We start from the raw sequence: 18402 nt of genomic DNA, 5'->3' as shown, positions 1-18402 counted from the left end.
GGTGTGCCAGCCAACTTATCTGTATCTGACACTCTGCCATCGGGAGCAAGCCCCCTCCCACAGTGGATCTGCGGGCACTTGCGCCTCAGCGCAACGCCGGGTGCTCGCGCAGATGGTCGACCAGGAAATCGACCAGGCTGCGTACACGCACCGGCGCCTTGAGGCCTTCGCGGTATACCACCTGCACCGGAATCGATGCCGGCTCGCAGGCGGATAACACCCGGCGCAGGCGCCCGCTCTGCAAATAGTCGTACAGCGCATAACTTTCGCACCGCACCAGCCCGGCGCCATGGGCAGCGGCGTTGATGGCTGCCTGCACGGTGGAGCAACTGAGGTGAGGGCACGCCTTGAGCAGGCAGGTTTCGACGCCGGCCTGGAACGGCCATTGCACCTTGTCCTGATGGGCCTGCACGGCGATCAGTCGGTGCTGCAGCAGGTCGTGTGGAACCTGGGGTTGGCCATGGGCGGCCAGATACGCCGGGCTGGCGCAGATGATCGAGCGCACCTGCCCGACCGGGCGCGCAATCAACGAGGAGTTGGGCAAATGCCCCATCACCACGGCCACATCCACGCCTTCCTCATGCAGGTTGACGAGGCGGTCATGATAATGCGCAAAGAGCCGCACCTGCGGGTACAGGTCCATGTAGCGCGTCAGCATCGGCGCCATGACATAACGACTGAACAACAACGGCAGATGCACCCGCAGGCTGCCTTGTGCCTGCACGTGCAAGCCCTTGGCAAACGCTTCGGCCTGCTCGACGTCATCCAGGATGCGCGAACAGTCAGCCATGAACGCCGCGCCCGCTTCTGTCAGCGCCACACCGCGCGTGCTGCGCACCACCAGCGGTACGCCAAGCCGCGCCTCCAGGCGGGCGATGGCGCGCACCAGTGTCGGGCCGGAGACCTCCAGCAGGCGCGCCGCCGAGGCAAGGCTGGGGCGCTGCGACAAGGCGCGAAACATCAGCATTTCATGGTAGCGGTCCATCACGCGGCGCCGGGGTGTACAGGCTTGAGCCTGAAATCCTGGCGCAGACGCTCGACCAGAAAGTCCACGCAGGTGCGCACCTTGGCCGGCACCCGTGTGGTGTTCTGGTACACCACATGAATCGGCAACGCGGCAGGCTCGAACGCTTCGAGCACCAGGCTCAGCTCGCCATCGGCCACACGTTGCGCCACTTGATAGGACAACACCCGGGTCAGCCCCCAGCCCTCACAGGCGACATGGATCGCCGCCTGGTTGGCACTCACCACCAGGCGTGGGTCCACGCGCACGCTCAAGGGGCCGGCATCACTGCGAAAGTGCCAGTCGCTCAGCAGCGTGCTGGCGCTGGACATCACCACATTGGCGCGGCTCAACTCGTGGGGATGGCTGGGCCGACCGTGACGCGCAAAATACACCGGCGCGCCGCAAACCACCTGGCGCACCTCACCGACCTTGATCGCGTGCTGCTGGCTGTCGTGCAGATGGCCGATGCGGATGGCCACATCGATGCCTTCCTCCGACAGGTTAACCAGCCGGTCGACCAGCAATGCGTTGACCTGTACGGCGGGAAACAGGTCGAGGTAATCAGCCAGCAACGGTGCGATGTAGAGTTCGCCGAACAGCACCGGCGCGGTCACTGTGAGGGCGCCGCGCGGCAAGGAGTAGCCGCCCGAGGCGGATTGCTCCGCCTCGTCCAGCTCGCTCAGGATGCGCCGGCAGTCTTCCAGGTAGCGCTGGCCCGCTTCGGTCAGGTGCAGGCTGCGCGTGGTTCGCGCCAGCAACTGCGTGCCGATGCGCGCCTCCATGGCCGCAATCGCCCGCGTCACGCTCGGCGCGGAAATGTGCAGGCGACGCGCCGCGGCGGCGAAACCCTCTTCTTCCGCGACGCTGACAAACACCTGCATTTCTTGAAAGCGATCCATGGCAAACCCGTTGTGGTGGTGTGAATCACGCCTGTTGCAGGCCTATGGCGGTACGTTGCATGCCGGCAAAACCGGGCAACGCTTCAATGCGGCCCAGCCATGCACGCACCTGCGGGTAGTCGCTCAAGTCGACATTGCCTTCCGGCGCGTGGGACACGTAAGTGTAGGCGGCGATATCGGCGATGGTTCGCGCGCTGCCGGCCAGGAAGGGGCTGTCGCCCAGTTCTTCTTCCATGACCTTGAGCAAGGCGTGGGAGCGCGCGATCGCGTCCTCGGCGTTATACGCTGCACCGAACACCGTGATCAACCGCGCCGTGGCAGGGCCCGCATGGATCTGCCCGGCCGCTACCGACAACCAACGCTGCACCCTGGCCTGCCCCAGCGCGTCGGCGGGCAACCATTGGCCATCGCCGTACTTGACGGCAAGGTAGGTGAGGATGGCATTCGAATCGGCCAACACCGTGCCGTTGTCGTCGATGACCGGCACTTGGCCAAAGCGATTGAGGGCCAGGAATTCGCGGGTCTTGTGCGCGCCGTTGGCCAGGTCCACCGAGATCAGCTCGGTGGGCAAGCCCAGCAGCGACAGCATCAACTCGACCCGGTGGGCGTGGCCGGACAGAGGGTGGCGGTACAGTTTGATCGGGTTGCGGGACATGACGTGCTCCATTTATCAAAGGTAGGGTTCAAGACGCTAGTGCGTCTGTGGGGCCATGTTCGGCCGTCGCGTTCAACAGCGGAATTACCAGGGTGTGCAATCCAGCATTTCACAAAGCGCAATGATCGGCGCCACGCCTGGGGCTTAGATGTCCAGCACCAGCGGCTCGCTGCCCTGAGCCGGCACGGCGCAGCAGATCAGCACTTCGTTGGGCGCCAAAGGCTCGGCGGGGGTGTTGAGGTAATGCACCTGGCCACGGCGCAAGGTGGATTTGCAGGTGCCGCACGAACCGCCGCGACAACTGAAGGGCGGCGTGAGGCCACGTGCTTCGGCCAGCTCCAGCAAGGTGCCGGCGCCGGGTTCCCAGCGCGCCTCTTTAGCGGAGGTGGCAAACAGCACTTTCACCGCTTCGCTGGAGACCGGCGTTTGTGGCGCCGCGGCCACGCTCACCTCGCTGTCGCGTACCAGCGTGGATGGCCCGAAGGTTTCGGCATGAATGCGCTCGTCCGGGATACGCAGCGCGCGCAGGCCGTCGTACAGCGCCTGGGTGAAGGTGCCGGGGCCGCACAGGTAATAGTCGTAGTCATCCAACGGCAGCACCGACTTGAGCAGCGAAATGTCGATCCTGCCCACCGCGTCGTAGCCCGGCCCCGGCCCAGGCGCCTGGCTGACAACCCGCAACCAATGCAGCTTGTCCCCGGCTCGTGCCAGCAGCGCCTTCAGTTCATCGGTAAACGCCAGCTCCTGCACCGTGCGTGCACTTTGGATCAGCCAGGTCGGGCGCATGCGGTTGATGCGTTTGCCTTCGTATACCACCTCGCGCAGCATCGACAGCAATGGCGTGATCCCCACGCCGGCGCCCAGCAACACCAACGGCCGACGCTCGGCGGGCCGCACCGTGAAGTGCCCCTGGGGCGCCCGCGCTTGCAGCCGGTCGCCAACCTGAAGCTGCGCATGCAAATGCGAAGACACCGCGCCGTCGCGCTTGACGCTGATACGCAGGAAATCATCGGACGGCGCACTGGAGACGCTGTAGGTGCGAATCACCGCCGCCGCGTGGCCCGGCAACGTCACGCGCACCGGCAGATGCTGCCCCGGCGCATAGACCGGCAGCCCCGCACCGTCGTCGGCGTGCAGGTAAAACGAGCGGATGTGTACACTTTCATCAACCACCCGCGCCACCCGCAGCGCCCGCCATTGCGCGCTGAGGGCCTGGGCCTTGAACCGTTCGGCGGCCTGCGACCAATTGCCGGTCATCAGTGAGCTGGGAGACACCCCTTCGGCCTGGTCTTCCCAGCGCAACCCGAGCGCGGCCTTGCGGTAGACGCTGCGTTGCGGGGTAAACCGCCACAGCCGCTCGGCGCCCTGGAACGCGGCGATTTCGGGGTCATCCAACAGCACTTGGGCGCTGCCGCTCATTTGCAACAGGTCACCGCTGGCAAAATCGACAAAAACCAGGCCCGCACGCGGGTTCAGCAGAATATTGCCCAGGGTGTTGAAGAACAGGTTGCCGGAGAAATCCGGCACGGTCAGGCTGCCGTCCGCCTCCACGCGCACGAAGCCGGGCAGCCCGCCGCGATGGGACGCATCGACCTGCATCTGGCCGTCGCGGATCACGTAAGTGGCCACATAGAACGAGTCCGCCGTGGTCACCAGGCGCCGGATCAACGGGTCGTTGGCGGGCAACTCGACCACAGGGCCAGGCTGTTCGTCGACCACGCGGTACTGGCGCAGGTTGATATAACGCGGGCAGTTGCCATAGGCCTGGGTGACTTCGATCTCAACGCCCTGCTTGAGTTGGCGACGCACAATGCCGTTCATGCGGTTGCGGCGTCGGGTATGCAACTCGATGCCCAGCATGCCGATCGCACGCCCCTCGCCCAAGCCCTCCTGGGCCGGGTCCTGGGGTTGCGGCGCCAGCGTAATCCGCAGGGTTTGCGGGGTGGGCGACTGCATGAAGCCCGGCTGCCCGCTGCGCAGGGTCGCCCACACATCGCCCTGGCGGTCCACGCTGCCCAGCACCACAAAGGGCAGTTGCGCATAGAACTCGCGGTGCTGGTCTGGCATCCAGTCGCGTGCCATTTGCCGCTGGCCCACGCCGGCCATCATGTCTACCGCGCCCACGCTGCGCTGCAAGGCCAGTTCGCCCGCGTGCCACGGTGAGGCCGGCGGTGTCGAGATCTCATCCATTGGTGCTCTCCTCGATCGCGCCTTGGGTTAAGCAAGCACAGCGCGCGGTTGGATTTTTGCGCTATCGGCTGCTGGGCGGAACCTGCACGAATGGCAATTGAGTGTTTCAGTGCCTGAAAGGATGCCGTCGAGATGGATACCCCTGTGATACCTATCGTGGTTACGATGGTCGTCGATTCGCAAAGGAGGCACCCCATGGACCTGAAATTCAGTCACGTCGACGTACTGGTCGCCAACCTTGAAGACGCCTGCGCCTACTACGCGCAAACCCTCAAGGCGCGTATTTCCAGGACTTTCATCTGGGACCGGGGCGGCCTGCATGTGCGTTATGCCGTGGCGCTGATGGGCCAGGAGCGCTTCATGCTGGTTCAGCCGATCGCGGGCAACCTGCGGGAATTGTTGGACGCCCATGGCGAAGGCATGATCTATCGTCATTGCTACTCGACGCCGGACATTGAGGTTGCTTACGACGAACTGGTGGCCTCGGGCGTGCAACCCGAAGATGAAAATGGCCAGCCATTGGCGAAGCAAAACCTGCAAACGCCGGCCGGCGGGCGCATTATCTGGCTGCCCAAGCGCTTTGGGCATTTCTCTATCGAGATCCTCGAAGAGAAGGGCCTGGACGCGTTCATCGAGGCGGCGTTCGCCGATTGAGGGCACTCTGCGCCCGCACAGCAGTCTGTTCCTACACCTACCCCTCAGCCGCCGGAGTTTCCATGATCATTGTTCACCACCTCAACAACTCACGTTCGCAGCGCATCCTGTGGCTGCTCGAAGAGCTCGGCCTGCCCTATGAGATCAAGCGCTACCAACGCGACCCGAAGACCAACCTCGCGCCGCCTGAACTCAAGGCGATCAATGCGCTGGGCAAGTCGCCGGTGATCGAAGACGCTGGCAAGGTGGTGATCGAGTCCGGCGCCATCGTCGACTACCTGATCCGCCGCCATGGCGCAGGCCGCCTGCAACCGGACCCGGAGAGCGCGCGCTACGATCAGTACGTGCAGTGGCTGCACTTCGCCGAAGGCTCGGCCATGCTGCCGTTGATGCTCAACCTGTACGTGGGGCGGTTGGGCGATGCCGGTGCGCCGTTGCACCCGCGGATTGAATCGGAAGTGGCCAACTACCTCGGTTATCTCAACGACGCGCTGGCAACGACGCCGTACCTTTTGGGCGATGAGCTGAGCGGCGCGGATATCCAGATGAGCTTTATCGGCGAAATCGCCAAGGCGCAGGGCAAGTTGCAGGCATACCCGCACTTGGCGGCGTGGGTGCAACGGTTTCAGGCACGGCCGGCGTATCGCCAGGCGCTGGAACAGGGTGGCGAGTATGCGTTTGCCAAGTAGATAACAGGCGCTCAATGGTGGCTGCTATCCGAGCATCTGCCATAACGACGCCCCTACCCCGGTAATGCTCTCCCCGGCAATCAATCCCGCCGCCGCGGTAATCGCGAAACGCTCGGTGAGGCTCGGCCAGCGGCAGCTCACCAGCCAGGTCAGTATCGCGCCCAGCGCCATCATCAGCGATACCGACGCCGGCAACACAAAGGCCAGCCCCAGTGCGGCGGCACTGGGCAGGTAACGGGAGCGATGCGCGGGCAACAGGCTGTCAAGCCCCCCCAACAACACGCCCATCACAGCGCCAATGGCAATCGCCCAACGGATACTCAGCGACAACGAATCCAGCCCATGGGTGAGGGTTTGCGCCACGGCTTTCCAGGTCGCCACTGCCGGGGCCGGCCATTCCTCGGTGAGCAACATGGACTGCGGATCGGGAATCAGCGCCAGGTAGGCGCACACGCCGACGATGCTGCCGATGAAAATCCCCAGGATCTGCGCGATCACCTGCTTGTGCGGCGTGGCGCCAATCGCCTTGCCTACCTTGAAGTCGTTCATCAGGTCGGTGCACTGTCCGGCCGAGCCGCCGGCGGTGTTGGCGCTCATCAGGTTGATCGGCACCTGGCCGGGCGCGACGATGCCGAAACTCAGTTGGGACAATTGCCCGATGGCGCCAATCGGCGGAATGCCGGTGGCTCCCACTACACGGGCGGCCACGGCGGCCAGGCAAATCGCCAAGGGGATGGTCAATAACGCCATCCACAGGTTGATGCCGAACAACAGCGCCTGCAGGCTCACCACGAATGCAATCGACAACACGAAGCCTGCGGCAGGCCCAGGTTTTGGCAGAGTCCAGATGGCGCCACCGCCGGCCTTGATGGAGGAGCGCAACGCCCACAGACGGATCGTCAACGAGGCCAACGTGGAGCACACCATCAGGCTCACGCCCGGCCACAGCAGCCATTCCACCAAAGCGGCGAACTGCGGGCCGCTGCTGTCGGCCGGCAACGTCACCAAACCTTGCGCCAGCAGCCATGGGCCCAGGCCGCCCCAGGCGAGCAACGCGCCAAGCAGCAGCGTGAGACCGACGCGGATGCCGATGATGCCGCCAAACCCCAGCAACAGCAGCGAAGGGTCGGCGGTAAAGGTCAGGCGTTCCAGATGGGCCGTCGGTGACCAACGCGGGAAAGTCCACATAAAGGTGTCTACCCACTTCACCATGCCGGACAACAACGCCGCGCTGAGCAACACCTTAAGGCGTGTCGCAGCTTCGCGGCCGTGGTTATAGATATGCAGCAGGGTTTCCAGGGTGGCCATGCCTTCGGGGAATTTCAGCGCCTTGTCATTGAGGAGCGACGGCCGCAGGTACCAGGCGATCCAAATACCCAGGAAACTCACCGAAAACACCCAGGCAATCATCGGCAGCGCGTCCAGTTGGTTACCGGTCAGCAGGGTGTAGGCCGGGATCGGCGCGACCAACCCGCCGGAGATGATCGAAGCGGCGGCCGAAGCGACCGTCTGGTTGATATTGCTTTCATGCAGCGTCCACGGCAGTTGCCCGGACGAACGCTTGGCCACGCCCTGGAAAATCGCATAACCCACCAACAGAGCAATGATGGACATGTTGAACGACCAGCCGATCTTCAGGCCGGCGTACACGTTGGAAGGGGTGAGCAGGATGCCGAGCAGCGTCCCCATGATGACAGCGCGCAGGCTGAGTTCGCGTTCGACGGGGGGGTGCTGGGCAAAGGCTGGCGAGGCTGAAAGCATGCGGATTCCTTTCGGCGATCAAACGGAGCGACCTGACAAGTGAGCCCCTTGGAGCGCGAAAGGTTCCTGAGCCAGCCGCTGACGCACCCGCGTTTGTGGGCAGATCCGTTAAGCGCAGATCCCTGTGGGAGGAGGCTTGCTCACAGGGGATCTTCATTGCTTTGAACATTGCGTTCGCTTAACTGATCGGCACTTTGGGGCAAATAGGCCGTATGGGCCAGGGGATCGGCTCGCCGCCAAACCGTCGGCCCAGGACCAGGTTGGTGCGAGGCGCCAAGATGAAGAAGTCAGTGCGCCGACCAAACACCCATTGCCGAGACTCCCGCATAGTCATACGATGACTGACCACAATCAAAACAATAAAGGTCCGCTCGTGAATACACCTCTCATTCTGGCCGCCGCCATTGCCTGCGGCCTCGTCGCACACGCCAACGCCACCACCTTTGCCTACATCTCCAGCCCCGGCGATGGCTTGATTTCTCAATATCGCCTCGATGAAAGCAACGGTGCACTGAGCCTGGTCGAGCAAGTAACGGCGGGCGATCAGGTCAACCCGATGGCCCTGAGCCCGGACGGCAAGACCTTGTTTGCCGCGCTGCGGGTCAAGCCATTTCAGGTGCAGGCGTTCAGCATTGACCCGGCCAGCGGGCATTTGACGCCAACGTCCAAGGCGCCGCTGGCCGACAGCATGGCCTACCTGGCCACCGACCGCGCCGGGCGTTATCTGCTCGCGGCCTCCTACGGTGCCGACCTGCTCAGCGTGCAGCCCGTCGACAAGGCCGAGCCGATCCTCACCTACAAAACCGGCCTGCACGCGCACTCGTTGCGTACCGACCCGAGCAATCGCTTCGCGTACGCCGGCAACCTGGGCACCGACCATGTGCTGCAATACCGCTTCGACGCCAACACCGGCGCACTCACGCCGATCGGCACGGGCTTTGTCAGCGTGCCGGCCAATACCGGCCCTCGGCACCTGGCGTTCTCGGCCAACGGTCAATACCTGTATGTGGTCGGCGAAATGAGCGGCACCGTGACCGCGTTTGCCATCGACCACAACACCGGCGCGCTGGCCCAGGTCGGCGTGGCCAACGGCATCCCCGCACGCTTGAAACTGGCCCACGGCGAAGTGCGCGATGCGCGCAACAATGACCTCAAAGACGACCCGACACCGCGCATCTGGGCCGCCGACCTGCGTCTGTCGCCGGATGGCAAGCTGCTGCTGATGAGCGAACGCACCAGCAGTTCGGTATCGGCGTTTGCGCTGGACACAGCCACGGGCGGCCTGCGCTTTCTCGACAACTACCCGGTGCAAGAAAAGCAGCCGCGTAATATCGCGTTTTCGCCCAATGGCCGATGGTTGCTGGTGACGGGCGAGAAAAGCGACACGGTCGGGGCGTATGCGGTCAGCGCCAACGGGGCATTGAAGCGGGTGGGAGAAGCGGCGTCGGGCAAGGGGGCGTTGTGGATTGAGGTGTTGCACACCCAGGCGAAGTAACCCTCAGCACCCTTCGGGAACGATGCAGGTGGTGAGCGGGCTTGCCCCGCTCACCACAACGCCGCTCAGCCCAAACGAAACCGCGCCGTGTTGTCACTCAACGCCTGGCTGCCCTTGCTCAAGGTGTCGGCCGCGCGGTTGACTGCGCGGGCGCCGTCCAATAAGCGCCCTGCGGCCTGATCGACTTGCTGGATATTGCCGCTCACTTCGTCCGCCGTCGCCGCTTGTTCTTCCACGGCCGTGGCGATTTGCGCCAGGGTGTCGGTGACGTTCTGCACCGCGCCGGCAATCTCGCCCAAGCGCGCGCCCAGGCCGGTGACGGACTCGGCATCGGTGAGTGCTTGCTCGCACGCGGCGCCCATCAAGGTGACCGCCTGGCTGACGGTCGCGCGCAGGCTGTCGACGGTGCCGGCGATCTGCGCCGTGGAAGCCTGGGTGCGTTGCGACAGGCTGCGCACTTCATCGGCCACCACCGCAAACCCCCTGCCCTGCTCACCGGCACGCGCCGCCTCGATGGCCGCGTTGAGCGCCAGCAGGTTGGTCTGTTCGGCAATGCCGCGAATGGTGTCGACCACCGATTGAATCTGCTGCCCCTGCTGGCTCACCTGCTGCAACGCATCGGCGGTGTCGGTAAGGCGTTGGTTGAGCTGCTGGATGCTCGCGGTGGTGCGCTGGCTGTCACGGCTGCTGTCTTCGGCAATGCGCCGGGTCTGCTGGGCGCTGCCCGAGGCTTGCTCGCAGCTTCTGGCGACGCCCATGGAGGTGGCGGCCAACTGCGTGGCGGCAGCGGCAATCTGGCTGATCTGGTGTTGCTGGTCTTCGACTTCAGTGAGGGTGCTGCCCGATTGCGAATTGAGGGTGAGCACCGCTGAGCCCAGTTGCTGGGTTTCGTGATTGACCCCCAGCAGGCTGGTGCGCAGCTGCATCACCGCCACGTTCAGTGCGGTGCTGATAGCCGCCAGTTCGTCACGCCCTTCCACCGCCACTTCCACGCACAGGTTACCGTCGCGCAGGGACTCGGCCAGGGTGGTGATGCCACTGGCGCTGCGGCGGATGGAAGCTTGCAGGCACACGAACAGGTACAGCGCCGCCAGGGCCAGCAGGCCGAACGTCAGCGCCAGGGGAATGAAGCGTTGGTTGGCGTGGCTGTGGTAGTAGCTCAAGCGCGCATCCAGCGAGGTGAGCGACTGCACACGCAGCGCGCCAAGCGAGGCGAGCGTGGTGTCGACACTGCGCTCAAAGCTGGTGGTGTCAAGCTTGATACTGCCGCCGAACACGCCGTCATCGAGCACTTTGAGTTCGTTATCCAACAGCTGCAGGCTGTTGTCGTACTGCGCGGTCCAGGGTTGCATGCCGTCGAATTGCTTGGCTTTGAGCGCAGTCGCAGCCTTGTCCAACTGGTCGCGCGCGTCGCCGATGCGGCTGCGCAGGTCGCGCATCTGCAAACGGCTTTGCAGGGTGAATTGCCCGGACGCGATGGACGATTGACCGACACTGGCCATGCGACCGATGCGCTCGATCAGGTCCGGCGTCTGCTGCGTGCCCATCTGCATCAGCATGTAGGTTTCCAGCCAGGGGTCGAGGATCAGGCCGGCGTCCAGGGTGATCTGCTCACGCAGGGTTTGCATCGCGCTCAGGGCCGAGGTGAAACGGTCGTAGCCGTCCGGCCACCAGCCCACGGTGCGCAGGGACGCGGAGTCCATGCCCTTGACCGTGGCCTGCAACGCGTCGAAGCGCGCCAGGATATCGGCCCCGGCGTTCTGGGTTTTGAGGGTATCGCCCAAGGTTTGCAGGCTTTGCTGGATCAGTGGGAAATTCGCATCGACCTTGTCCATCGCCGCCTTCGCCGCCGGCGTCGGGGCGTGCAGGATGTCTGCTGCTTTCCAGCGCGCGGCCAGGTTGCGCTGGGCGGTCAATTGGCCGTCCAGTGTGTCCAGGGCCAACAGTTGGCGGACGCCGGACTGTTCGTTGGAAATCACGCTTAATTTTTCACGATAGTCCTGCCCGATCATCCACAGGCTACCGGCCAGGGGCAGCATGAACAGGAAAAACAGAATCTGGAATTTACGTGCGAAACCGAGACGTCCGAGCAGGCGGATACCGGGTGATAACAAGCTGTGCATGTCCGACCACTCCCAAAAACAACCCACGCGAATAAACGGCGGGCCAAGCCTTGAAATGACTAACGGCAAAATGCCATGTCATTGATTAGCTTGGCACTAGCAAGATACGAGCCGCCGGCACGCAGCCCCGAAACAGCGCGCTCGGTGTGCTTATGGTGCCGGTGGCGCGCACGAAAATGGGGCAAAAGCACTCAGTGTCGGCCAGGGTGTTGTAACCGGCGGAGACGACTACCTGAGATGCGCTCCAAAACATCTTCAATTACAGGCATCCTATCGGCCGCGAACCGAACAAACTTGAAGGGCTGAATGCGTCTGACGGCAATCAAGCTCACCTCGGAAAAGGAAATCCTCTTGAATAAGAAACAACGCGACGATATCAGCAGATTCCTCAGCTACGTACTGCGCCATGCCCCGGAGTCATTGAGTATTGCACTGGACAGCGACGGCTGGACCGATATTGACGAACTGATCACAAAAGCCAACCGCCACGGGCATAACGTTGACCGCCAGGCCTTGCTCGATGTCGTTGAGACCAACGATAAAAAGCGCTTCACACTCTCCGACGATGGCTACCGCATCCGCGCCGCCCAAGGCCATAGCACTGAACACGTGCAGGTGCAGCACATCGAAAAGGAACCGCCGGCCGTGCTCTACCACGGTACCGCCAGCCGCTTCATGGCCTCCATCGACATTCAAGGACTGATTCCGGGCAGCCGGCACCATGTGCACCTGACAGAGAACCCTGAGACCGCGATGGCCGTCGGCAAGCGCTATGGGCAACCGGTGCTGCTCAGCATTGATACGCACGCGATGAGAAAGGCAGGCATGCGGTTCTTCCAGGCGGACAACGGCGTATGGCTGGTGGACGCAGTACCGGCGCCCTATTTGACTTGCATGTACTGAGTAAAATTATTGATGTGATCGTCCAGATTGTCTTCAAGCATCATCCGGTACTGCTCACAGAAATACTTCAGCATCGCCTCGCGCTCCTCGGCCATGTGCGCGCCGGATTTAAAATTACGTGCACACGCCCAGGCATTGAACCGGGTGGTGCCGAACATCATTGAGGCGCTGACCTGACCGAGGTCTTCGAAGGTTTTGAGCTGCTCGTTCGACAGTTCGATATGTGCGTCTGCGCGGTCGTAGAAGGCTTGGTCGGTGGCGTCGGCCATGGCGGGTGTCCTGGGTGAGCGAATGAGGCGGTTATTGGAGCATATCCGGCGCCATGGATGCGGATCCGGCGACAACAGCGATCAACCCAGCAATTGAATCATCCACTGAATCTGCCGGGCTATCTCTTGGCGCTTAGCCTCGGGCAGCGTCTGCCGTGCCTGTTCGAAGCCGGCCAGGGTCTTGTGCTTGAGGCGCAGCGCGCGTTGCCACTTGGCCAGGAAGACCGGCGTACGCGCCTGCATGTGCAGCGGGCCGAAGTACAATTCTTCAGCGCTGTACACCACCGGCTCCGAGCGCTCGGCGACGATGATTTCGTAGTAGAAGCGGTTTTCGTGCAGCAACTCTTCACTGACGATGCGGTAGCCGTTGTGCATCAACCACACGCGCAGCGGTTGCTCGCCGCCGTTGGGTTGCAGGACCAGCCGCTCATGACCGCTCAAATGGGCCTTGCCGGCTTCGAGGATGTCGCGGATCGTTTCGCCGCCCATGCCGCACAGGCTGACGGCGGTGATACGGTCGTCGGGTTCGATGGCCGACAAACCATCGGCCAAGCGCACGCGGATGCGCTGCTCCAGGCCGTTGTCACACACGGTACGCTTGGCCGCTTGAAAAGGCGTGGCGGCCACCTCCCCCGCCACGGCCGCCTCGATCACGCCACGGCGCAACAATGCCACCGGCAGGTAGGCGTGGTCCGAGCCGATATCGGCCAGGCGTGCGCCGTGCGGTATATGCGCCGCCACGCGCTCCAGGCGCTGGGACAATGTCTGTTCGTTCAACCTTGAGTCCTTGTCATTCGCCGGAAAACCGATCCCGGCTGTTGGTCAGGTGCAGCACCATGGCGGCCCGCGCCGCGTCCGGGTCCTGGCGTTTGATCGCATTAAAAATCGCCTCATGCTCAAGGTTCGCCAATTGCCCGAGCTTGGCAAAATCGGCGCCGCCGCGCTCGGCGCCCTTGACCTGAGTGCGGGGAATCATCGCATTGCCCAGGTGCGACATGATTTCGCTGAAGAACGTATTGCCGGTGGCCTCGGCGATCAGTTGGTGAAAGCGCTTGTCCTCTTCCACACAGCTGTCGTGGTTGGCCAGGCAGGCCTGGTAGTCATCCAGCGCCTGGCGCATATCGGCCAGTTGCACCTCGCTTCTGCGCAGCGCGGCCAGCGCTACCGCTTGTACTTCCAGGCCCAGGCGCAGTTCCAGCATGTTACGCACGCTGGCCACCGTATCCACATGCAGGCGCAAGCCCTGCTGGGCGTTTTGCTCCAGCACGAAGGTGCCGATGCCATGCCGCGTCTCCACCAGCCCCGAGGCCTGCAACTTGGAAAGCGCCTCGCGCACCACCGTACGGCTGACGCCGTGCTCACGCACGATGGTGGATTCGGACGGCAGTTTTTCACCGGGTTTCAATTGCCCGAGCTGGATGCGCTGGGTCAGGGCATCGACCACGCCTTGGGCCAGGTTGTTAGAGCGTCTACGCAGGGGCGCTGGGCTTTCAATGGGCATTGCGGGAGGTCCACGAGGTTGGGCTGGGCGGAGCTTAACATCCTGCTGGAGGGACATTGCTGAGCGCGTGAGAAAACCATCATCTTGTATGACAACCAATCTGTAGCGTTTAACAACTGACGCTATCGAGCGGGCATTTTCAAACAGAGGAATTCAACGCAAGCGCTCACAAAACCCCAATAAATACGGACTAATAACTAAACCAAGCAGCCCCCTGGTCACCTTATAAACACAAAAACACCCCGCCATGGATTGCGAACCCCAGAAATGCACTTGTATGATGTCTATCAACAACGCATACAAACCCGCATAAAAATAATCAGGGGGAGTTTTCCATTGTGACTCGTTCAAGCCATGCATCCGTTGCACCCACCCGCGATCCCGTCCTCGCGCGCGCCGTGAGCAAAGTGAAGCGCCATGTGCTTCCACTGTTCGTGATCATGTTCATCCTCAACTACATCGACCGGGTCAATATCGGCTTCGTGCGCACGCACATGGAGCATGACCTGGGCATCGGCGCCGCGGCCTATGGCTTTGGCGCCGGGTTGTTCTTCATTGGCTACGCCCTGTTCGAAGTACCGTCCAACATGCTGCTGCAAAAGGTCGGCGCGCGCATCTGGCTGACCCGCATCATGTTCACCTGGGGCATCGTCGCGACGATGATGGCGTTCATCCAGAACGAAACCCACTTCTACATCCTGCGCTTTCTGCTGGGCGTGGCCGAGGCCGGTTTCTTCCCTGGGGTGATCTACTACTTCACGCGCTGGTTGCCGGGCGTGGAGCGCGGTAAAGCCATCGCGATTTTTCTCAGCGGCTCGGCGGTGGCGTCGTTGATCTCGGGCCCGCTGTCGGGGGTGCTGTTGCAGATCGAAGGCTTTGGTTTTCATGGCTGGCAATGGATGTTCGCCATCGAAGGCCTGGCCTCGGTGGTGATCGGGTTCTTTGTGTGGTTCTGGCTCGACTCCAAGCCCCACGATGCCAAATGGATGAGCCGTGAAGAGCAGGACGCACTGGTCGGCGCCATCGACGCCGAACAACGCCAGCGTGAAGCGCTGACCAGCGTCAAACCCACCCTCGGCAAGCTGCTCAAAGACCGTCAGATCCTGCTGTTTTGCGCGTTGTACTTCTGCATCCAACTGACGATTTACGCGGCGACATTCTGGCTGCCGAGCATCATCAAAAAGATGGGCGACTTGAGTGACGTGCAGGTGGGCTTCTTCAACTCGATCCCCTGGCTGATCTCGATCATCGCCATGTACGCCTTCGCGTCGCTGTCGGGCAAGTTCAAGTTCCAGCAGGCCTGGGTCGCGGCGGCACTGTTGATTGCCGCGGCAGGCATGTTCATGTCTACCACCGGTGGGCCGATTTTCGCCTTCGTGGCGATCTGCTTTGCGGCCATCGGTTTCAAGTCGGCGTCATCGCTGTTCTGGCCGATCCCCCAGGGTTACCTGGATGTGCGCATCGCGGCGGCGGTGATCGCGCTGATCAACTCCATCGGCAACCTCGGCGGCTTCGTTGCGCCGACCACCTTCGGCTTCCTGGAACAGACCACCGGTTCGATCCAGGGCGGTCTCTACGGCCTGGCCGGCACCTCGGTGCTGGCGGCGATCCTGGTGTTCTTCGCCAAGACCGCGCCCTCTGCCGTATTGACCCCGACAAGCGTGGCGCCCAACAGCGCCGCCGTCAGCAAACCTCTTTGAACCTTTCAGGACACTTGCCATGAATACTCCAGTCGTCACGCACTTGCAGGTTATCCCCGTCGCCGGCCACGACAGCATGCTGCTTAACCTCAGCGGCGCCCACGGGCCTTTTTTCACACGCAATATCGTCATCCTCAAGGACAGCTGCGGCAACACCGGCGTGGGTGAAGTGCCCGGTGGCGAACGCATCCGCGAAACCCTGGAAGACGCACGCAGCCTGGTGATCGGCCAACCGATCGGCCAGTACCAGCGCGTGCTGAATCAAATGCGCAGCACCTTTGCCTCGCGGGACTCGGCCGGGCGCGGCCTGCAAACCTTTGACCTGCGCATCACCATCCACGCGGTCACCGCCATGGAGGCCGCGCTGCTCGACCTGCTGGGGCAGTTTCTCGACGTGCCGGTGGCCGCCCTGCTCGGCGAAGGCCAGCAGCGCGATGCGGTGAAAATGCTCGGTTACCTGTTCTACGTCGGCGACCGCAACGCCACCGACCTGGCTTACCGTAACGAAGCGGACGCTGACGACGATTGGTTGCGCCTGCGCCATGAAACCGCGCTCACCCCCGAAGCGGTTGTGCGCCTGGCCGAAGCCGCCAAAGCCCGGTACGGCTTCAACGACTTCAAGCTCAAGGGCGGCGTATTGAGCGGCGACGCGGAAATCGAAGCGGTCACCGCCCTGGCCGAGCGTTTCCCCGATGCACGCATCACCCTCGACCCGAACGGCGCCTGGTCTCTGAAAGAAGCCATCCGCCTGTGCCGCGACCAGCACCACGTGCTCGCCTACGCCGAAGACCCATGCGGTGCCGAAAACGGTTACTCGGGCCGCGAAGTGATGGCTGAGTTCCGTCGCGCCACGGGCCTCAAGACCGCCACCAACATGATCGCCACCGACTGGCGCGAAATGGGCCATGCGATCCAGCTGCAATCGGTGGACATTCCGCTGGCCGACCCGCACTTCTGGACCTTGCAAGGCTCGGTGCGCGTGGCGCAGATGTGCCATGAATGGGGCCTGACCTGGGGCTCGCACTCCAACAACCACTTCGATATTTCCCTGGCCATGTTCACCCAGGTGGCTGCCGCCGCGCCGGGCGACATCACCGCCATCGACACTCACTGGATCTGGCAGGACGGCCAGCGCCTGACCCGTGAACCCCTGAAAATCGAAGGCGGCTATGTGAAAGTACCGGCCAAGCCTGGCCTGGGCGTGGACATCGACATGGACGCCGTGGCCAAGGCCCATGAGCTGTACCAAGGCATGGGCCTCGGCGCGCGGGATGACAGCGTGGCGATGCAGTTTTTGATACCGGGTTGGCGCTATAACAACAAGCAGCCTTGCCTGGTGCGCTGATCAAGCATGCTCGGCGCGCGCCGGAGACGGCGTGCGCGAAGGCCGTGCGGCAGCGTCGGGCATTGAAGCGACGTGCACGGTGCGCGCCGGGAAAGCAAAGCAAGCGCCAAGCTCAGCGACCGCCTCCATGATGCTCAGGTTGATCCGCTGCTGCACGTCCATATAAACGTTATAGCTCGCGTCCAGGACGATATAGACCGTCTCGAACTCGAGCGCGCTCTCGCCAAAATTCCTGAAATGGCAGCGATCGAACCTGGCCAATTCTTCACGCTTGATGATCTCCTGCACCCGTCGCGTGACTTGGCGGACCTGTTCGGTGGAGCAGTCATAGGTCAGGCGAAACTCGAACACAATGCGGCGTTCCTGCAGCCGCTTGTAGTTCTGGATGGTGCTGCTGATCATGTCGGCGTTGGCCATGACAATCTGCTCGCCACCCAGGCTTCGGATGCGCGTGGTCTTCAGGCCCACATGCTCAACCGTACCGGCCAGCGTGCCCACTACGATGAAATCGCCGACTTCAAAGGGCTTGTCGACGGCAATGGACAGCGAGGCGAACACATCGCCCAGGATGTTCTGCACCGCCAGCGCCACCGCGATACCGCCCACGCCGAGGCTGGCGACAAACGCGGTGATGTTGACGCCCAGGTTCGACAGCATCGCGAGCAGAATCACTGCCCATAACAACACCCTCCCCCCCACAAACTCAAGGTTGCCAGGGCGCTGGCCTGAAACACCCCGTTGGCGCTGTGGCGAGAGAAATAACGGTGCAGCCCCAGCGCCAGGGCGCGGTTGGCCCACAGGCCGATCTGCAACGCCGCCACCACAAACCACAGGCTGCTGACCCGACCGAGCCAGCGCTGCGGCAAATCCAGCAAACCGACCCCGACCAGAATCGAGGCCAACAGCAACAACGTGGTGCTGGTCGCCGACAGCACTTGGCTGGCGATCAAACTGAGATGACCATTACCGGCGCTCGCCCTGGTCTGGACCTTGCGAAACACGAAGCGGATGGCGGTTCTCGCCAGCCAGTAACTGAGCGCTGCGGCGCACACGGCAAGCGCCCAACTGGCCAATGAAATGCCCAGGATCGTGTAGGTGCTGAAAAAGTCTGCGAATTCCTCGGTCATTCAAACCCCCTTTGAAGCCTGCGACGGCGCATGCGCCTCAGCGCATGGCCGACTGCAGCCCGGTAAACGCCGCTTGCTCTGGCGG

At 62.8% G+C, this 18402-nt stretch carries 15 protein-coding genes and 1 pseudogene; 6 read left to right on the top strand and 10 right to left on the bottom strand.

All coding sequences use genetic code 11. The features are described 5' to 3' along the window. Window positions 1-85: 85 nt before the first annotated feature. The 4 genes from AB4N98_RS21565 to AB4N98_RS21550 all read right to left on the bottom strand — a co-directional run bounded on the left by AB4N98_RS21565 (window position 86) and on the right by AB4N98_RS21550 (window position 4750). Window positions 86-985, bottom strand: a complete 900-nt coding sequence (locus AB4N98_RS21565) for a LysR substrate-binding domain-containing protein (protein ID WP_065877691.1) — start codon at window positions 983-985, stop codon at window positions 86-88. Further along, window positions 985-1905: a LysR family transcriptional regulator gene (locus AB4N98_RS21560; RefSeq protein WP_065877693.1), complete on the bottom strand. Its 921-nt coding sequence runs from the start codon at window positions 1903-1905 to the stop codon at window positions 985-987. Before AB4N98_RS21560 ends, AB4N98_RS21565 begins: the two co-directional genes overlap by 1 nt. A gap of 25 nt (window positions 1906-1930) precedes the next feature. Then, window positions 1931-2560 (bottom strand): glutathione S-transferase family protein, encoded by a 630-nt coding sequence (locus tag AB4N98_RS21555; protein ID WP_017527790.1) that lies wholly within the window; start codon window positions 2558-2560, stop codon window positions 1931-1933. Between the two features lie 144 nt (window positions 2561-2704). Beyond that, window positions 2705-4750: a 2Fe-2S iron-sulfur cluster-binding protein gene (locus AB4N98_RS21550; protein WP_460148902.1), complete on the bottom strand. Its 2046-nt coding sequence runs from the start codon at window positions 4748-4750 to the stop codon at window positions 2705-2707. A gap of 195 nt (window positions 4751-4945) precedes the next feature. On the opposite strand from AB4N98_RS21550, the gene AB4N98_RS21545 reads away from it, so the two are divergent. Together AB4N98_RS21545 and AB4N98_RS21540 are read left to right on the top strand one after the other, a co-directional pair. Further along, the gene (locus AB4N98_RS21545; RefSeq protein ID WP_017527788.1) at window positions 4946-5404 is read left to right on the top strand and encodes a VOC family protein; all 459 of its coding nucleotides are present in this window, start codon (window positions 4946-4948) and stop codon (window positions 5402-5404) included. A 62-nt stretch (window positions 5405-5466) separates the two neighbouring features. Next, window positions 5467-6093 (top strand): glutathione S-transferase family protein, encoded by a 627-nt coding sequence (locus AB4N98_RS21540; protein ID WP_135196141.1) that lies wholly within the window; start codon window positions 5467-5469, stop codon window positions 6091-6093. Window positions 6094-6117: 24 nt separating this feature from the next. On the opposite strand, the gene AB4N98_RS21535 is transcribed toward AB4N98_RS21540, so the two are convergent. Beyond that, window positions 6118-7854: an OPT family oligopeptide transporter gene (locus tag AB4N98_RS21535; RefSeq protein WP_068935567.1), complete on the bottom strand. Its 1737-nt coding sequence runs from the start codon at window positions 7852-7854 to the stop codon at window positions 6118-6120. Between the two features lie 337 nt (window positions 7855-8191). Between AB4N98_RS21535 and AB4N98_RS21530 the strand changes: the two genes are divergently transcribed. Beyond that, window positions 8192-9349 carry a lactonase family protein gene (locus AB4N98_RS21530; protein ID WP_460148901.1) on the top strand — a complete coding sequence of 386 codons (1158 nt, stop codon included), beginning with the start codon at window positions 8192-8194 and terminating at the stop codon, window positions 9347-9349. Between the two features lie 65 nt (window positions 9350-9414). Here the strand turns inward: AB4N98_RS21530 and AB4N98_RS21525 are convergent, their stop codons facing one another. Beyond that, window positions 9415-11472 (bottom strand): methyl-accepting chemotaxis protein, encoded by a 2058-nt coding sequence (locus AB4N98_RS21525; protein WP_017527784.1) that lies wholly within the window; start codon window positions 11470-11472, stop codon window positions 9415-9417. 351 nt (window positions 11473-11823) lie between these two features. Between AB4N98_RS21525 and AB4N98_RS21520 the strand changes: the two genes are divergently transcribed. Then, window positions 11824-12375 carry an RNA 2'-phosphotransferase gene (locus tag AB4N98_RS21520; RefSeq protein WP_026067257.1) on the top strand — a complete coding sequence of 184 codons (552 nt, stop codon included), beginning with the start codon at window positions 11824-11826 and terminating at the stop codon, window positions 12373-12375. Here the strand turns inward: AB4N98_RS21520 and AB4N98_RS21515 are convergent. The 3 genes from AB4N98_RS21515 to AB4N98_RS21505 form a co-directional block, all read right to left on the bottom strand. Continuing rightward, window positions 12354-12644 carry a DUF3144 domain-containing protein gene (locus tag AB4N98_RS21515; protein WP_017527782.1) on the bottom strand — a complete coding sequence of 97 codons (291 nt, stop codon included), beginning with the start codon at window positions 12642-12644 and terminating at the stop codon, window positions 12354-12356. The genes AB4N98_RS21520 and AB4N98_RS21515 overlap by 22 nt on opposite strands. Before the next feature lie 81 nt (window positions 12645-12725). Further along, the gene (locus tag AB4N98_RS21510) at window positions 12726-13421 is read right to left on the bottom strand and encodes a tRNA (adenine(22)-N(1))-methyltransferase (RefSeq protein WP_065877701.1); all 696 of its coding nucleotides are present in this window, start codon (window positions 13419-13421) and stop codon (window positions 12726-12728) included. 13 nt (window positions 13422-13434) lie between these two features. Continuing rightward, on the bottom strand, window positions 13435-14145 hold the full coding sequence (locus AB4N98_RS21505; RefSeq protein ID WP_017527780.1) for a FadR/GntR family transcriptional regulator: 711 nt from the start codon (window positions 14143-14145) through the stop codon (window positions 13435-13437). Between the two features lie 338 nt (window positions 14146-14483). On the opposite strand from AB4N98_RS21505, the gene AB4N98_RS21500 reads away from it, so the two are divergent. Together AB4N98_RS21500 and gudD are read left to right on the top strand one after the other, a co-directional pair. Further along, entirely contained in the window at window positions 14484-15845 is a 1362-nt protein-coding gene (locus AB4N98_RS21500; RefSeq protein ID WP_065877705.1) for an MFS transporter, read from the top strand. Window positions 15846-15864: 19 nt separating this feature from the next. Further along, window positions 15865-17190 carry a glucarate dehydratase gene (gudD, locus tag AB4N98_RS21495; protein ID WP_017527778.1) on the top strand — a complete coding sequence of 442 codons (1326 nt, stop codon included), beginning with the start codon at window positions 15865-15867 and terminating at the stop codon, window positions 17188-17190. Here gudD and AB4N98_RS21490 read toward each other — a convergent pair. Then, window positions 17191-18317 (bottom strand): annotated as a pseudogene (locus tag AB4N98_RS21490) (mechanosensitive ion channel family protein). Window positions 18318-18402: the final 85 nt, after the last annotated feature.

Source organism: Pseudomonas sp. S3_E10 (assembly GCF_054667615.1).
Note: the sequence above shows the minus strand (reverse complement) of the source record. Positions and strands in the feature narration are given on the sequence as shown.

Coding starts and splice junctions, on each gene's coding strand:
- gudD (WP_017527778.1), top strand. CDS start 15,865: ATGAATACTCCAGTCGTCACGCACTTGCAGGTTATCCCCGTCGCCGGC.
- AB4N98_RS21525 (WP_017527784.1), bottom strand. CDS start 11,472: ATGCACAGCTTGTTATCACCCGGTATCCGCCTGCTCGGACGTCTCGGT.
- AB4N98_RS21515 (WP_017527782.1), bottom strand. CDS start 12,644: ATGGCCGACGCCACCGACCAAGCCTTCTACGACCGCGCAGACGCACAT.
- AB4N98_RS21545 (WP_017527788.1), top strand. CDS start 4,946: ATGGACCTGAAATTCAGTCACGTCGACGTACTGGTCGCCAACCTTGAA.
- AB4N98_RS21535 (WP_068935567.1), bottom strand. CDS start 7,854: ATGCTTTCAGCCTCGCCAGCCTTTGCCCAGCACCCCCCCGTCGAACGC.
- AB4N98_RS21555 (WP_017527790.1), bottom strand. CDS start 2,560: ATGTCCCGCAACCCGATCAAACTGTACCGCCACCCTCTGTCCGGCCAC.
- AB4N98_RS21560 (WP_065877693.1), bottom strand. CDS start 1,905: ATGGATCGCTTTCAAGAAATGCAGGTGTTTGTCAGCGTCGCGGAAGAA.
- AB4N98_RS21505 (WP_017527780.1), bottom strand. CDS start 14,145: ATGCCCATTGAAAGCCCAGCGCCCCTGCGTAGACGCTCTAACAACCTG.
- AB4N98_RS21565 (WP_065877691.1), bottom strand. CDS start 985: ATGGACCGCTACCATGAAATGCTGATGTTTCGCGCCTTGTCGCAGCGC.
- AB4N98_RS21550 (WP_460148902.1), bottom strand. CDS start 4,750: ATGGATGAGATCTCGACACCGCCGGCCTCACCGTGGCACGCGGGCGAA.
- AB4N98_RS21540 (WP_135196141.1), top strand. CDS start 5,467: ATGATCATTGTTCACCACCTCAACAACTCACGTTCGCAGCGCATCCTG.
- AB4N98_RS21530 (WP_460148901.1), top strand. CDS start 8,192: ATGACTGACCACAATCAAAACAATAAAGGTCCGCTCGTGAATACACCT.